General features: G+C 73.6%; 11 protein-coding genes. 10 read left to right on the top strand and 1 reads right to left on the bottom strand.

Annotated elements, in window-relative coordinates; all coding sequences use genetic code 11:
- Window positions 1-9 precede the first annotated feature (9 nt).
- Window positions 10-3,042 (top strand): MMPL family transporter, encoded by a 3,033-nt coding sequence (locus OVN18_RS02005; protein WP_267781609.1) that lies wholly within the window; start codon window positions 10-12, stop codon window positions 3,040-3,042.
- Window positions 3,039-4,916, top strand: a complete 1,878-nt coding sequence (locus OVN18_RS02000) for a YhgE/Pip family protein (protein WP_267781608.1) — start codon at window positions 3,039-3,041, stop codon at window positions 4,914-4,916. The genes OVN18_RS02005 and OVN18_RS02000 overlap by 4 nt, the downstream gene beginning before the upstream one ends.
- Here OVN18_RS02000 and OVN18_RS01995 read toward each other — a convergent pair.
- Window positions 4,899-5,765, bottom strand: coding sequence for a sugar phosphate isomerase/epimerase family protein (locus OVN18_RS01995; RefSeq protein WP_267781607.1), 867 nt, complete (start codon window positions 5,763-5,765; stop codon window positions 4,899-4,901). The two genes, OVN18_RS02000 and OVN18_RS01995, sit on opposite strands and share 18 nt — an antisense overlap.
- A gap of 131 nt (window positions 5,766-5,896) precedes the next feature.
- Here OVN18_RS01995 and otsA point away from each other — a divergent pair, with 131 nt between their 5' ends.
- The 8 genes from otsA (at window position 5,897) to mnhG (ending at window position 14,550) form a co-directional block, all read left to right on the top strand.
- Window positions 5,897-7,321 carry an alpha,alpha-trehalose-phosphate synthase (UDP-forming) gene (gene otsA, locus OVN18_RS01990; RefSeq protein WP_267737878.1) on the top strand — a complete coding sequence of 475 codons (1,425 nt, stop codon included), beginning with the start codon at window positions 5,897-5,899 and terminating at the stop codon, window positions 7,319-7,321.
- A complete protein-coding gene (gene otsB / locus OVN18_RS01985; RefSeq protein ID WP_267781606.1) occupies window positions 7,321-8,142 on the top strand; it encodes a trehalose-phosphatase in 822 nt (273 codons plus the stop codon). The genes otsA and otsB overlap by 1 nt, the downstream gene beginning before the upstream one ends.
- Before the next feature lie 78 nt (window positions 8,143-8,220).
- A complete protein-coding gene (locus OVN18_RS01980; protein ID WP_267781605.1) occupies window positions 8,221-11,187 on the top strand; it encodes a Na+/H+ antiporter subunit A in 2,967 nt (988 codons plus the stop codon).
- Entirely contained in the window at window positions 11,184-11,612 is a 429-nt protein-coding gene (locus OVN18_RS01975; RefSeq protein ID WP_267737874.1) for a Na(+)/H(+) antiporter subunit C, read from the top strand. Before OVN18_RS01980 ends, OVN18_RS01975 begins: the two co-directional genes overlap by 4 nt.
- Complete coding sequence (locus tag OVN18_RS01970; protein WP_267781603.1) at window positions 11,609-13,189, top strand: Na+/H+ antiporter subunit D; 1,581 nt, start codon at window positions 11,609-11,611, stop codon at window positions 13,187-13,189. Before OVN18_RS01975 ends, OVN18_RS01970 begins: the two co-directional genes overlap by 4 nt.
- Window positions 13,182-13,727 carry a Na+/H+ antiporter subunit E gene (locus tag OVN18_RS01965; RefSeq protein WP_267781601.1) on the top strand — a complete coding sequence of 182 codons (546 nt, stop codon included), beginning with the start codon at window positions 13,182-13,184 and terminating at the stop codon, window positions 13,725-13,727. Before OVN18_RS01970 ends, OVN18_RS01965 begins: the two co-directional genes overlap by 8 nt.
- Entirely contained in the window at window positions 13,724-14,047 is a 324-nt protein-coding gene (locus OVN18_RS01960) for a monovalent cation/H+ antiporter complex subunit F (protein ID WP_267781600.1), read from the top strand. The genes OVN18_RS01965 and OVN18_RS01960 overlap by 4 nt, the downstream gene beginning before the upstream one ends.
- Window positions 14,044-14,550 (top strand): monovalent cation/H(+) antiporter subunit G, encoded by a 507-nt coding sequence (gene mnhG, locus OVN18_RS01955; protein WP_267781599.1) that lies wholly within the window; start codon window positions 14,044-14,046, stop codon window positions 14,548-14,550. Before OVN18_RS01960 ends, mnhG begins: the two co-directional genes overlap by 4 nt.
- Window positions 14,551-14,559 lie beyond the last annotated feature (9 nt).

Raw genomic sequence — 14,559 nt, 5'->3', positions numbered from 1 at the left:
GAGCACCCCGTGGCCACCCTCCTCTACCGTCTCGGCCGCGCCTCCTACCGGCGCGCGTGGATCGTCATCACCGCCTGGGCGCTCGTCGTCGCCGGCGTGCTCGGCGGCGGGCTCGCCCTCGGCGGCCAGTTCGACGAGACCTTCACGATCCCCGGCACCGAGTCGCAGGACGCCCTCGACACCCTCGACGCGCTGTTCCCCGAGGTCTCGGGGGCGAGCGCGCAGGCCGTCGTCGTCGCGCCCGAGGGCGAGAGGGTCGATGACCCCGCCGTGCGCGATGAGATCGATCTGCTCATCGATCGCGTGAGCGACGTCGGCCAGGTGACGAACGTGCTCGGGCCCTTCGACGAGTTCGCCGGCGACCAGGTGAGCGACGACGGCACGGTCGCGATCGTGCAGGTGCAGCTCGACGGCGCCGCGACCGACATCACCGAGGAGTCGCTCGCCGCCCTCACCGCGAGCGGCGACGGCCTCGACTCGCGCGTCGAGTTCGCGGGGCAGGTGTTCCAGGACACGACCGTGGGCATCACGCCCATCGAGGTGCTCGGCGTGCTCTTCGCGGGCGTCGTGCTCGTCATCACCTTCGGCTCGCTGCGCGCCGCCGGCATGCCGCTCGTCTCGGCGCTCGTCGGCGTCGCCATCGTGATGGGCGCGATCATCGCGCTCACCGCGGTCACGCCCGTGTCGAGTTCGGCGCCCCTGCTGGCGCTCATGATCGGGCTCGCGGTCGGCATCGACTACGCCCTCTTCATCCTGTCCCGGCACCGAGGGCAGCTCGCCCGCGGGGAGGATCCGGAGGAGTCGGCCGCGATCGCCGTCGGCACCGCCGGCAGCGCCGTCGTCTTCGCCGGCGTGACGGTCATCATCGCCCTGCTCGGGCTGCTCGTGGTGGGCATCCCCTTCCTCTCCGTCATGGGCGTCGGCGCCGCGGTCGCGGTCTTCATCGCCATCGCCGCCGCCGTCACCCTCGTGCCGGCGATGCTCGGCCTCGCCGGGGCGAAGCTCGCGCCGAAGGAGGGCTCGCGGGCCTGGAAGAGGGCGCACCCCGTCGCCTCGACCCGCCCGACCATGGGTCGGCGCTGGGTGCGCGGGGTCATGACGCGCCCGATCGTCACGACCGTCGCCGTCGTGGCCGTGCTCGGCACGCTCTCCATCCCGACCTTCTCGCTCGACCTCAACCTGCCCGACGGCGGCAGCGAGCCGGCCGGCTCGACCCAGCGCGAGGCCTATGACCTCATCGCGGACGCGTTCGGTCCGGGCACCGCGGGCCCGCTCCTCGTCACGCTCGACATCACGCAGACCGTCGACGTGCTCGAGGATCTCGAGGCGATCCGGGGCGAGCTCGAGCAGGTCGAGGGCGTCGCGAGCGTCGGCCAGGGCATCCCGTCGCCGGGTCTCGAGACGGCGATCCTGCAGGTCGCACCCGAGTTCGCCCCCGATGCCCCCGAGACGAAGCAGGTCGTCGCCGACATCCGCGCGATCGCCGACGAGATCGAGGACGAGTACGGCACGCCGCTCGCCGTCACGGGCGTCACCGCGGTCGGCATCGACATCTCGACGCGGCTCACCAACGCGCTCGTGCCCTTCGCCCTCATCGTCGTGGGGCTCTCGATCGTGCTGCTCATGGCGGTGTTCCGCTCGGTGCTCGTGCCCGTGAAGGCCGCGCTCGGATTCCTGCTCTCGGTCGGCACCGGCATGGGCGTGACCGTCGCGGTGTTCCAGTGGGGCTGGGGGGCCGAACTGCTGCACGCCGAGCCGGGGCCCATCCTCAGCTTCATGCCGATCATCCTCATGGCGGTGCTGTTCGGGCTCGCGATGGACTACGAGGTGTTCCTCGTCTCGGGCATGCGCGAGGAGTTCGTGCGCACGGGCGATCCGCAGCGCTCCATCGAGGATGGCTTCGCGAACGGCGCCCGCGTCGTCACCGCGGCGGCCCTCATCATGGTCTTCGTCTTCGCCGCCTTCGTGCCCGAGGGGGCCGGCGTCATCAAGCCCATCGCCCTCGGGCTCGCCGTCGGCATCGCGGTCGACGCCTTCGTGGTGCGCATGACCCTCGGCCCCGCCCTCATGACCCTGTTCGGGCGGGCGGGGTGGTGGTTCCCGCGCTCCCTCGACCGGGCGCTGCCCGACCTCGACATCGAGGGCGAGAAGCTGCGCCACCACCGCGAGCACGTCGTGTGGGCATCCGGTCGGCAGGGCGTCATCGTGGCCGAGGGCCTCGCCCTCGAGGGGGTGGATGCCGCACTCGACCTGCACGCCGACGCCGGCGCCCGCGTGCACCTCGCCGGCCCCTCCGCTCTGCGCCGCCTCGCCGCGGCGACCCTCGCCGGGCACGTGGAGCCGGCGGCCGGGCGCGCCCTCGTGGCGGGCGCCGTGCTGCCCTCCGAGGCCGGGCGGGTCGCTCGCCGGGTCGCTCTCGTCGACGTCGGCGGCGACCGCATCGCGCCCGCGGTGACGGTGGGCGCGCTCGTCTCGGAGCGGCTCGCGCTCGCCGCGGGCCGCCCGCGCCGCGCCCGTCTGACGCGCGACTGGCTCGCCGAGCTCGACGCCGCCCTGCGCGGCCTGGGCGAGGAGTCGGCGGCCGCTCGGCGCGCCCTGCGCGCGCCCTCGACGCCCGTCGCGGCGCTCGACGGCCGCACCCGTGCTCTGCTGCTCGCCGCCGTCGCGACGATCGACCGCACCCCGGTGATCGTGCTCGATCACCGCGACGACGCGCTCGATGCCGCGAGCAGTGAGCTCGTGGACGCGCTCGTCGTCGCCCTCGCGCCGCGGGGCACCGTGCGCATCTGGGGCAGGCCCGAGGGGGAGGCGGCGCCCCGCGGCGCCGTTGTCGCCCGGCTGATGCCGCGCCGCTCCGATGAAGCCGAGGCCTCCGCGACCGAGGACTCCTCGACCGAGGCCTCCACGGCTGCGACCGGCGCGACCCCGGCCGCCACGACCGCCGCCGGCTCCCGCCCCGAGCCGGTCGCTCCCGGCACGCTCCCGCATTCCGACCGGCTCGCCTCCGCGGCGGCCCCCACGGCGAAGGACGCCCGCTCATGACCACCGCCTCCGCACGCTCCGCCGCCCCCGAGTCGAGCCCCCGCCGGTCGGGCCGTGGCCGCTGGGCCGTGATCGTCGGCGCGGTGCTCGTGCCGCTCACGCTCGTCGGGCTCGCGCTCGCCGCCATCGGCGACGACGGCGAGGCCGCGCTCGACCGCATCCCCGCGGCCGTCGTCAACGAGGACGAGCTGCTCACGACGACGGGGCCCGACGGCGAGGAGCAGGTCGTCTTCGCCGGCCGGCAGCTCGTCACCGAGCTCACCGCGCCCGAGGCCGCCGGCTTCGACTGGCGCGTGACGAACGCCGAGGAGGCCGCGGCCGCCCTCGACGCGGGCGAGGTCTACGCCGTGCTGACCATCCCCGACGACTTCTCGGCCTCGGTGCTGACGATCGGCACGCCCGACGAGGTGCAGGCGCAGCTCGCGGTCGAGACCGACGACGCCCACAGCTACCTCGCCGGCTCGATCGTGCAGAGCGTGGGCGAGAGCCTCGCCGCGCAGTTCGGCGAGGTCGTCACCGAGCAGTACGTCGACGGGCTGCTGGGCGGGCTCGGCGAGCTCGGCACCGCCCTCGGCGAGGCCTCGGACGGCGCCGCGCAGATCGGCGACGGCGTGAGCGAGCTCGGCACGGGCCTCGACGCGCTGCGCACGGGCGCCGAGCAGTCGACGGCCGGCGCCCGCGATCTCGCCGACGGCCTCGGCGACTACACCGACGGGGTCTCCTCCCTGGCGAGCGGCCTCGGGCAGCTCGAGAGCGGTGCCGCGGCGCTCGACCAGCTCACCGGCGCGGTCGGCGGTCTCGCCGACGGCAGCGCGCAGCTCTCCGGCGGGCTGCAGGCGCTCGCCCCCGCGATCGCCGCCTCGGGCCTGCCGCCCGAGCAGCAGGGCGCGTACCAGGCGCTCGTCGCCGCCGCTCAGCAGCTCGCCGGCGGTGCCGGGCAGCTGAACGGCCAGATGGGCCCGGCCATCGACGGCGTGCAGACCGGCATCGCGCAGAGCGCCGCCGGTGCGCGGCAGCTCTCCGCAGGCGGCCCGGCGCTCGTCTCCGGCGCGGACGCTCTCGCCGACGGCCTGGGCGCGCTCGGCACCGGAGCGGGCGAGGCCGCCGCCGGCTCGCGCGAGCTCGCGGCCGGCGCCGAGGAGCTCGCCACCGGACTCGCCGACGGTGCCGCGCAGGTGCCCGAGGAGGCGGGCGGCACCTCCGTCGCCCTCGACCCCGTCGCGGTCGACACCGAGCGCAGCAACGCGATCGACGGCGTCGGGCAGGTCATCGCCTCGACGCTCGTGCCGATCGGGCTCTGGGTCGGCGCGCTCGCGACGTTCCTGGCCCTGCGACCCGCGGGCGGGGCAGTGGTGGGCTCGGCGACGGGCGCCGGGGTGGTGCTGCGGCGCACGCTCGGTCGGGCATCCCTCATCGCCCTCGCGCAGGCGGTGCTCGTCAGCGCTCTCGTGCACGCTCTCGCGGGCGTCGAGTGGATGCTGCTGCCGGCGACCCTCGCCCTCACGGGCCTCATCGCGCTCGCGTTCACGGCGCTGCACGCGGCCCTCACCCTGGCGCTCGGCCGCGGCGGCCTCGTCGTCTCGCTGCTGCTGCTCGGCCTGCAGATCATCGTCACGGGCGGCATCATCCCGGTCGCGGCGCTCGCCGAGCCGTTCCCGGCGCTCAGCGCGGTGCTGCCGCTGCGGGCGGCCGTCGACGGGCTGCAGGCGCTCTTCGCCGGAGGCGAGGCGACGCGCATCGTTGCCATGGTCGGGGCTCTGCTCGTGCTGGGGCTCGTCTCGGTGCTCGTCGCGCGCCTGGCCGTGGGCCGCGCGCAGCGGCGGGAGGCCCGGGAGGCGTTCGCGCCCGCGCTCGCCTTAGCGGGGCGGGCCTGAGCGGGGCGGGCCTGAGCGGGGCGGGCCCGCGTCGGGCGGCGTCCTCCGCGTCGCGCCTCGGCGCAGGTGCTCGTGCGCGAACGCGACCGTCTCGCGCAGCTCGGCCAGCCGCGCGGCATCGTCGCGGCCGCAGTGCCGCGTGTTGATCTCGGCCACGACGTCGCCCGTGAAGCCGCTCGCCGCGAGGTGGCGCAGCAGCGCCGCGACGGGCTGACCGCCGCGGCCGGGCACGAGGTGGGCGTCGTGCAGCCGCCCGCCCGCATCGGGCGCGGCCGCATCGCAGAGGTGCACGTGGTGCAGGCGCTCGCCCCACTGCTCGGCCAGCTCGAGCGCGGAGCGGCCGGCCATCGTCGCGTGCGAGACGTCGAGCACGCGCCGGTCGACGGCGAGCTCCGCCGGGTTCCAGTGCGGGGCGAAGGCCTCCCGCGCGCGGCCGCCGGCCGCCACCGGGAACATGTTCTCGACCGCGACGACGACCTGGTGCCGTTCGGCGATCTCGGCGACCGCGGCCTCGAAGCGCACGGCCCAGCGGCCCTGCCAGCGCCAGGGGGGGTGGGCGACGACGGTGGTCGCTCCGAGCTCGGCGGCGAGGCGGGCGGCGCGGTCGAGCTTGCCGCGCGGGTCGCGGCCGAAGGCGAGGGCGCTGAAGAACAGCACGGGGGCGTGGATGCTCAGCACGGGCATCCCGAACCGCGATGACAGCGCGCCGATCGTGCGAGCGCTCTGGGTGGCCGGATCGCTCGTGACCATCACCTCGATGCCGTCGAAGCCGGCATCCCTCGCGAGCCGGAACGCGGGCTCCAGCCGGCGCGGCAGAACGCTCGTCGTCCCCATGCCGATGCGCGCCACGCGGTCAGCCTAGGCGGGCAGCGGACCGGGCATCGGCTGGGAGGCGGGTGGGACCGCGGTGGGACGCGGCTGATACCGTCGAGGGCGCCGCTCGCTGCGACGGCTGCGGCCGACGACACGGGAGCGAACCGATGCCGAAGAACCAGGAATACGACTTCATCGTGGTCTCGAACCGCCTGCCGGTCGACCGCATCATCGACGTCGACGGCGAGCCGACCTGGCGCCGCTCGCCCGGCGGCCTCGTGACGGCGCTCGAGCCGGTGATGCGCGAGGCCGACGGCGCCTGGGTCGGCTGGGCGGGCAAGGCCGACCTCGAGCTGCCGCCGTCGACGGAGGACGGCATCCACATCGTGCCCGTGGCGCTGAGCGCGCTCGAGGTCGAGCACTACTACGAGGGCTTCAGCAACGACACCCTCTGGCCGCTCTACCACGACGTCATCTCGCCGCCCGCGTTCCACCGCGAGTGGTGGGAGAGCTACCGGGCCGTGAACCGCCGCTTCGCCGAGGCGAGCGCCGCGATCGCCGCGCCGAACGCGACCGTCTGGGTGCAGGACTACCAGCTGCAGCTCGTGCCGGCCATGCTGCGCGAGCTGCGTCCCGACCTCACGATCGGCTTCTTCAACCACATCCCCTTCCCGCCCTACGGCATCTACTCGCAGCTGCCGTGGCGCCGCCAGATCGTCGAGGGCCTGCTCGGCGCCGACGTCATCGGGTTCCAGCGGGTCGCCGACGCCGGCAACTTCTCGCGCGCCGTGCGCCGCCTGTTCGGCTACGCCACGAAGAGCCCCGAGATCCGCGTGCCGCTCGAGGGCGGCGGGCACCGCACGGTCGTCGCGAAGGCCTTCCCGATCTCGATCGACGTCGAGAGCTTCGAGCAGATGGCCCGGCGCCCCGAGATCATCGAGCGCGCCCGGCAGATCCGCGAGGATCTCGGCAACCCGACCACGATCATGCTCGGCGTCGACCGCCTCGATTACACGAAGGGCATCGGCCACCGGCTCAAGGCCTACGGCGAGCTGCTCAGCTCGGGCTCGATCACCGTCGGCGACTCCATCCTCGTGCAGGTGGCGAGCCCGAGCCGCGAGCGCGTCGAGGCCTACATGCAGCTGCGCGACGAGATCGAGCTCACCGTCGGCCGCCTCAACGGCGACTACGCGACCATCAGCCACGGCGCCATCGCCTACCTGCACCACGGCTACCCCCGCGAGGAGATGGTGGCGCTCTACCTCGCCGCCGACGTCATGCTCGTCACCGCGCTGCGCGACGGCATGAACCTCGTGGCGAAGGAGTACGTCGCCTGCCGCCACGACGAGGACGGCGTGCTCGTGCTGAGCGAGTTCGCCGGCGCCGCCGACGAGCTCAAGAACGCGCTGCTCGTCAACCCGCACGACATCGAGGGCCTCAAGGAGTCGATGATGCAGGCGGTCGTCATGCCGAAGCGCGAGCGCGGCAGCAGGATGCGCGCTCTGCGTCGCCGTCTGCGCGACAACGACGTGTCGCACTGGTCGCACACCTTCCTCGAGACCCTCGAGGGCGCGGCCCGGAAGGCCCGCTGATGGCGGTCGACCCCGCCAGCGAGAACGACCCGGATCTCGACCCGGCGCTCGCGGCCGCCGTCGACCGGCTCGCCGCCGCTCCCGCCCTGCTCATCGCCCTCGACTTCGACGGCACCCTCGCCCCCGAGGTCGACGACCCCGCGGCGGCGCGCGCGCTCCCCGCCGCGCACGCGGCCCTGCTCGCCCTGCACGCCCTGCCCGCCACGACCGTCGCGCTCGTCAGCGGACGCTCGCTCGAGAGCCTCGCCGCGGTCGGCGGGATGCCCGATGAGGTGCCGCTCGTCGGCTCGCACGGGCTCGAGGTGCGCCTCCGCCCCGACGACGTTCGACCGGCCGCGACCCCGCAGGACGCCGAGCGCGTGCGGCTGCTGCGGCTCCGGCTCGAGCCGCTCGTGAGCGCGGTGCCCGGCGCCTGGATCGAGCAGAAGCCCGCCGGGTTCGCCGTGCACACCCGGCGCGTCGAGGGAGCGGAGGCTGCGGCATCCCTCATCGATGCGGTGCGGGCCGAGGCCGCGGCGCACGACGCGGGCCTCACGGTGCGCGACGGCAAGAACGTGGTCGAGTTCGCCGCTCGCGACGCGACGAAGGGCGACGGGCTGCGCGTGCTGCGCGCCGAGCTCGGGTCGCCCGCCGTGCTGTTCGCCGGCGACGACGTCACCGATGAGGATGCGCTGGGCGTTCTCGTCGAGGGCGATCTCGGCATCAAGGTCGGCGCCGCCCCCACCGTGGCCGCGCACCGGGTCGCCGACCCGCGCGCGATGGCACGGGTTCTCGAGCGTCTGCGGGATGCTCGGCGCGAGTCCGCCGCGACGACTCGGTAAACTCGTCCCGAACGCGCGCCCGCTCAGGCTCGCCGCCCTCACCCCGCCCGTGCCGCACCGACACCCGAGGGAGGACGCATGCTCCTCGTCCTGCTGGTGTTCGGAGCGGCCGCCGCCGGTCTCGTATTCCTGACCCCGTATGTGAAGCGCGGGGTGTTCCTGCTCGGCGCGCTCGTGCCGCTCGCGGGCTTCGTGCACGCGCTCGTCGTCGGCCCCGCCGTGCTCGGCGGCTCGGAGCTCGTCGAGCGCCTGCCGTGGATCCCCGAGCTCGGCCTCACGCTCGACCTGCGCATGGACCCGCTGTCGTGGGTGCTCACGCTCGTCGTCACCGGGGTCGGCGCGCTCGTCATGCTGTACTGCACCCGCTACTTCGGTCGCGACAGCGAGGGCATCGGCCGCTTCGCGAGCACGCTCACCGCCTTCGCCGGGGCCATGTACGGCCTCATCCTCGCCGAGGACGTCTTCCTGCTCTTCGTGTTCTGGGAGCTCACGAGCGTTCTCTCGTACCTGCTCATCGGGCACTACCAGGGGCGCAAGGCCAGCCGCGGAGCCGCCCTGCAGGCCCTCATCACGACGACGCTCGGCGGGCTGGTCATGCTCGTCGGGCTCGTGCTGCTCTCCGTCGAGGCCGGCAGTTCGAGCCTCCGCGTGATCGTCGCGAGCGCGCCATCGGGAGCGCTCACGACCGCGGCGATCGTGCTCATCCTCGTCGGGGCGATCTCGAAGTCGGCGATCGTCCCGTTCCACTTCTGGCTGCCGGGCGCCATGGCCGCCCCGACGCCGGTGAGCGCCTACCTGCACGCCGCGGCCATGGTGAAGGCGGGCATCTACCTCGTCGCCCGCCTGGCGCCCGGCTTCGCCCTGACGCCCTCGTGGCGCGAGCTGCTCGTCGGGCTCGGCATCGCCACGATGCTCCTGGGCGGATGGGCGGCGCTCAAGCAGACCGACATCAAGCTGCTGCTCGCCTACGGCACGGTGAGCCAGCTCGGGTTCCTCATGATCGTCACGGGCTGGGGCACGCGCGATGCGGCCCTCGCCGCCACGGCGCTGCTGATCGCGCACGCGCTGTTCAAAGCCGCGCTGTTCCTCGTCGTCGGCATCGTCGACCACGGCACGGGCACGCGCGATCTGCGCAAGCTCAGCGGGCTCGGCCGGCGGGCGCCCGTGCTCGCGGGCATCACGGTGCTCGCGCTCGCGAGCATGGCGGGCCTGCCGCCGCTGTTCGGCTTCGTCGCCAAGGAGGCCGTGCTGCACGGGCTGATCGTCGACGCGGAGGCCGGCGACGGCCTCGCGCTCGCCGCGGTCATCGGCGTGGTGCTCGGCTCGGTGCTGACGGCGGCGTACAGCATCCGGTTCTTCTGGGGGGCCTTCTGCCGCAAGCCGGGCGTCGCCGAGGTCGAGCAGGCCGCCGAGGTCGTGCCCACCTTCCTCGTCGCCCCCGCGATCCTCGCCGTCGCGAGCCTCGCGCTCGGACCGCTCGCGGCGATCGCCGACCGCGCGATCGCCCCCGTCGCCGCGGCCTACCCCGACCAGGGCACGGGCTACCACCTCGAGCTCTGGCACGGGCTCACCCTCGAGCTCGGGCTCTCGGTGCTCGCGCTCGTGCTCGGCGCCGCCCTGTTCGTCGCGCGCGAGCCGCTCGCCCGTCTGCAGGCGCGAGTGCACAGCCCCGTGAGCGCCTCCGAGCTGTACTGGGACGCGGTCGGGGCGGTCGACCGCCTCGCGGTGCGGGTCACGGGCGTCACCCAGCGCGGATCCCTGCCCTTCTACCTCGGGGTCATCCTCGTCGTCTTCGTGGTCGTCACGACGAGCGCGCTGCTGCTCGGCGACACCTGGCCCGACGAGCTCCGCCTCTGGGACCACCCGGCGCAGGCGGCCATCGGTCTCGTGATGATCATCGCCGCGATCGCCGCGACCCGGGCGCAGAAGCGCTTCACCGCGGTCGTCGTCGTCGGCGTGACCGGCTTCGGCATGTCGGCGATCTTCGCGCTCATGGGTGCGCCCGATCTCGCGATCACGCAGATCCTCGTCGAGCTCGTCACGCTCATCGCCTTCGTGCTCGTGCTGCGGCGCCTGCCCGCCGCGCTCGGCGACAAGCACGGCAGCACGCGCAAGCTCGTCCGCGCTCTGCTCGGCATCGCGGTCGGCGTCGTCATGGGCGTCATCGCGATCGTCGCCTCGGGGGCCCGCGTCGCGCTGCCGATCTCGCTCGAGTGGCCCGAGCTCGCCTACGTCGACGGGCACGGCCGCAACATCGTCAACGTCGCCCTCGTCGACATCCGCGCCTGGGACACCATGGGCGAGCTCGCGGTCGTCATCGCCGCGGCCACGGGCGTCGCGAGCCTGCTCTTCATCCGCGGCCGCGCCGACAGCGGGCCCCGTGCCCGCCGCGGGGCGATGCGCCGTCGCGTGGAGGACCGCCTCGTGCGCGTCAAGGAGCAGGCCGCCCCCGGCGAGCTGCGCAACGCCTGGATCCTCGCCGGGCCCACCCTCGACCCGCGCAACCGCTCGATCCTGCTCGAGGTGGTCGTCCGCCTCCTCTTCCACGCCCTCATCGTCGTCTCGCTCTACCTGCTGTTCGCCGGCCACAACCTGCCGGGCGGCGGTTTCGCGGGCGGCCTCGTCGCGGGTCTCGCGCTCGTCGCCCGCTACCTCGCCGGCGGGCGCTACGAGCTCGGCGCCGCCGCCCCCATCGGCGCAGGAACGCTCCTCGGCACGGGGCTGCTGCTGGCCGTCGGCACCGCGGTCGTGCCGCTGCTGCTGGGCGCGGATGCCCTGACCTCCACCTATTTCGAGGGCGAGGTCTGGCTGCTGGGCGAGGTCGAGTTCGTCACCTCGACGATCTTCGACGTCGGCGTCTACCTCGTCGTCGTCGGTCTCGTGCTCGACGTGCTGCGGTCCCTGGGCGCCGAGGTCGACCGCCAGGGCGACCCCGAGTTCCGCGTGCCGGAGCCGGTGCGGGACGGCTCCGCCGACGAGCCCCCGATGCCGGGGGAGGCGCCCGTCGAGGGCGTCGGCATCGACAGCAGAGGAGGCCCCGCATGACCGTCTCGCTCGTGCTCGTCATCGTCATGTCGGCGATGTACGCCTGCGCCGTCTACCTGCTGCTCGAGCGCAGTCTCACCCGGGTGCTGCTCGGGTTCCTGCTCGCCGGCAACGCCACCAACCTGCTCATCCTGATCATGGCGGGGGAGGCGGGCATCGCCCCGATCTTCGACGAGACGCTCTCCCCGGAGGAGTACACCGACCCGCTGCCGCAGGCGCTCATCCTCACCGCCATCGTCATCACCTTCGCGGTCTCGTCGTTCCTGCTCGCCCTGATCTACCGCTCCTGGCGGCTGGCGAACGCCGACGACCTCAGCGACGACGCCGATGACGTGGCGCTGCGCGCGGGAACCCTCGCGATGCCCTCGGAGGAGTCGTCGATCGAGACCTCGTCGAGCGACTTCCCGCTGGAGGTCGAGAAGTGACCTTCCTCGTCCCCCTCGTCGTGCTGGTGCCGCTCCTCGGGGCGGCCGCGACGCTGCTGGTCGGCCGGCGCGCGCGCCCGCAGCGCGTCATCGCGATCTCGGCCCTCGTCATCGAGCTCGCCCTCGGCGTGCTCCTGCTCGTCGTCGTCGACGCGGGCGGCCCGCTCGTCGTCGAGGTGGGCGGCTGGCAGGCGCCCTTCGGCATCGTGCTGATCGTCGATCGGCTCGCCGCCCTCATGGTGCTCGTCTCGTCGATCGTGCTGCTGGCCGTCCTCGTCTTCTCGGTCGGGCAGGGTCTCGCCGACGGCGACGACGAGACGCCGGTGTCGATCTACAACCCGACCTACCTCATCCTCACCACGGGCGTCATGGTGGCCTTCGTCGCGGGCGATCTCTTCAACCTCTACGTCGGGTTCGAGATCCTGCTCGTCGCCAGCTACGTGCTCATCACCCTCGGCGGCACCGAATCGCGCATCCGGGCGGGCGTCACCTACGTGATCGTGAGCCTGCTCTCCTCGCTGCTGTTCCTCGCCGCGATCGCGATGATCTACGGCGCGCTCGGCACCGTGAACATCGCGCAGATCGCGCAGCGCATCGGCGACCTGCCGCTCGACGTGCAGATCGTGCTGCACGTCATGCTGCTCGTCGGGTTCGGCATCAAGGCGGCCGTGTTCCCGCTCTCGTTCTGGCTCCCGGACTCGTACCCCTCGGCGCCCGCCCCGGTCACGGCGGCCTTCGCGGGTCTGCTGACGAAGATCGGCGTCTACGCGATCATCCGGGTCGAGACCGTCATCTTCCCCGGGCCCGAGCTCAACCCCTGGCTCATGGTGCTCGCCCTGCTGACGATGGTGGTGGGCGCTCTCGGCGCCGTCGCGCAGGCCGATATCAAGCGCATCCTGTCGTTCACGCTCGTGAGCCACATCGGCTACATGATCCTCGGCGTGGCCCTCGGCACCGTCGACGGCACGGCGGCGGCGATCTACTACATCGCCCACCACATCGTCGTGCAGACGACCCTCTTCCTCGCCGCGGGGCTCATCGAGCGCGAGGCGGGCAGCACCTCGATCACCCGCATCGGCGGACTGCTCGCGAGCGCTCCGGTCGTCGCTGCGCTCTTCTTCATCCCGGCCCTCAACCTCGGCGGCATCCCGCCGTTCTCGGGGTTCATCGGCAAGCTCGGGCTGTTCCAGGCGACCGCCGAGCAGGGGGATGCCCTGGCCTACACCCTCATCGGCGCCGGAGCCCTCGTCTCGCTGCTCACCCTGTACGCGCTCATCCGCGTCTGGAACCTCGTGTTCTGGCGCTCGGCCGACGCGGTGGAGGGCGATGAATCGCGCCTGCTCCGCTCGGTCGAGGAGGCGCCGCTGAGCACCTCGACCATCGCGGTCACCCGCGCGACCCCGCGCCTCATGACCCTCTCGACGGCGGGGATGGTCGTCGTGAGCCTCGCGCTCACGGTCTTCGCCGGGCCGGTCTACGCGCTCGCCGACCGCGCGGGGCGCAACCTCGACGGGCCCGGCGCCTACATCCAGACGGTGTTCCCGACGAGCACCGAGGAGGGGGAGCCGCGTGAGTGAGTCGCAGCGCGAGCACCAGCGCGTCCCCCTGCTGCAGCAGTCCCCGCTGCTGCTCGCCCTCGTGCTGCTGTGGATGCTGCTCTGGGGCTCGGTGACGCCGCTCACGATCGTCACGGGCGTCGTCGTCGCGCTCGTCGTCACGCGGGCGTTCTACCTGCCGCCCGTCGAGCTCTCGGGGCGCTTCAACCCGTGGTGGTTCCTCGTGCTGCTCGGCCGGTTCGCCGTCGACCTCGTGCGGGCATCCTTCGAGGTCGCCTGGCAGGCCCTGCGGCCGCGCGGCGTCGAGCGCAACGCGGTCATCCGGGTCGATCTCACCACCCGCAACGACTTCGTGCTCACCGGCACGGCGCTCGCCGTGAGCCTCGTGCCCGGCTCGGTCGTGCTCGAGGTCGACCGCCCGCACTCGGTGCTCTACATCCACAGCCTCGGCATCGAGACGCCCGAGCAGGTGGCGTGCGCGCACGACGCCGTGCTCGCCTACGAGCGGCGCATCCTGCGGGCGCTCGGTTCCCGCGAGGAATGGGAGGCCGTGCGATGACCGCGCTGCTCTGGATCGCCGGTGTGCTCTTCTCCGCGACGGCGCTGCTCGCGATCCTCCGCGTCATCCGCGGCCCCAGCATCGTCGACCGCATCATCGCGAGCGACGTGCTGCTGACGACCCTCATCCTCGTCGTCGGCGCCGAGATGGTCGCGAACCAGCACACCCGCACCATCCCGCTCATGGTCGTCATGGCGGCCACCGCCATCCTCGGCACCGTCGCCGTCGCCCGCTTCGTCACGCGGCCCGAGGACACCCGTGCGGTGCCGGCGCTGGGCGCGGAGAACCCGACGGCCTCGACGGGGGAGGAGACCTCGTGACCCCGGAAGCCCCCGTCATCGAGGCCCTCGACATCGCCGCGGGGGTGCTGCTCGTGCTCGGCGGGTTCCTGTCGCTCGCCGCCGGCATCGGACTCAACCGGTTCCCCGACGCGCTCAGCCGGCTGCACGCCGCGACCAAGCCGCAGATCCTCGGTCTCGTCTTCGTCGTGCTCGCCCTCGCCCTCAGCGTGCGCAGCGGCGCGGTGCTCCTGCTGCTCGTGCCCGTCGTCGTGTTCCAGATGCTCACGGCGCCGATCGCCGCCCACATGGTGGGGCGCGCCGGCTACCGCACCGGCGACTTCGACGCGGGGACGCTCATCGTCGACGAGCTCGCCGAGGACATCGCCTCGGCCGGTCGCGGCGACCTGCCGGGCGGCGAGCTGCCGGGCGGCGAGGCGCAGCCCCCGCCGGACGACCCTCGCGGGGCATCCGCCGACCCCCGTGCCGATGCGTCCCCCGATGCCTCCGCCGACGCGTCGGGGAGGGGCGCGGGCCCGGCGTAAACTCGGCCC

It is taken from the genome of Microcella daejeonensis (assembly GCF_026625045.1).
Lineage (GTDB): Bacteria > Actinomycetota > Actinomycetes > Actinomycetales > Microbacteriaceae > Microcella > Microcella daejeonensis.
This window is presented reverse-complemented; position numbering and strand designations above follow the sequence as displayed.

Bases quoted from the DNA above. Each gene is read 5' to 3' on its own strand.
- otsA (WP_267737878.1), top strand. From the start codon at position 5,897: ATGCCGAAGAACCAGGAATACGACTTCATCGTGGTCTCGAACCGCCTG.
- OVN18_RS01980 (WP_267781605.1), top strand. From the start codon at position 8,221: ATGCTCCTCGTCCTGCTGGTGTTCGGAGCGGCCGCCGCCGGTCTCGTA.
- OVN18_RS01960 (WP_267781600.1), top strand. From the start codon at position 13,724: ATGACCGCGCTGCTCTGGATCGCCGGTGTGCTCTTCTCCGCGACGGCG.
- OVN18_RS01975 (WP_267737874.1), top strand. From the start codon at position 11,184: ATGACCGTCTCGCTCGTGCTCGTCATCGTCATGTCGGCGATGTACGCC.
- OVN18_RS02000 (WP_267781608.1), top strand. From the start codon at position 3,039: ATGACCACCGCCTCCGCACGCTCCGCCGCCCCCGAGTCGAGCCCCCGC.
- otsB (WP_267781606.1), top strand. From the start codon at position 7,321: ATGGCGGTCGACCCCGCCAGCGAGAACGACCCGGATCTCGACCCGGCG.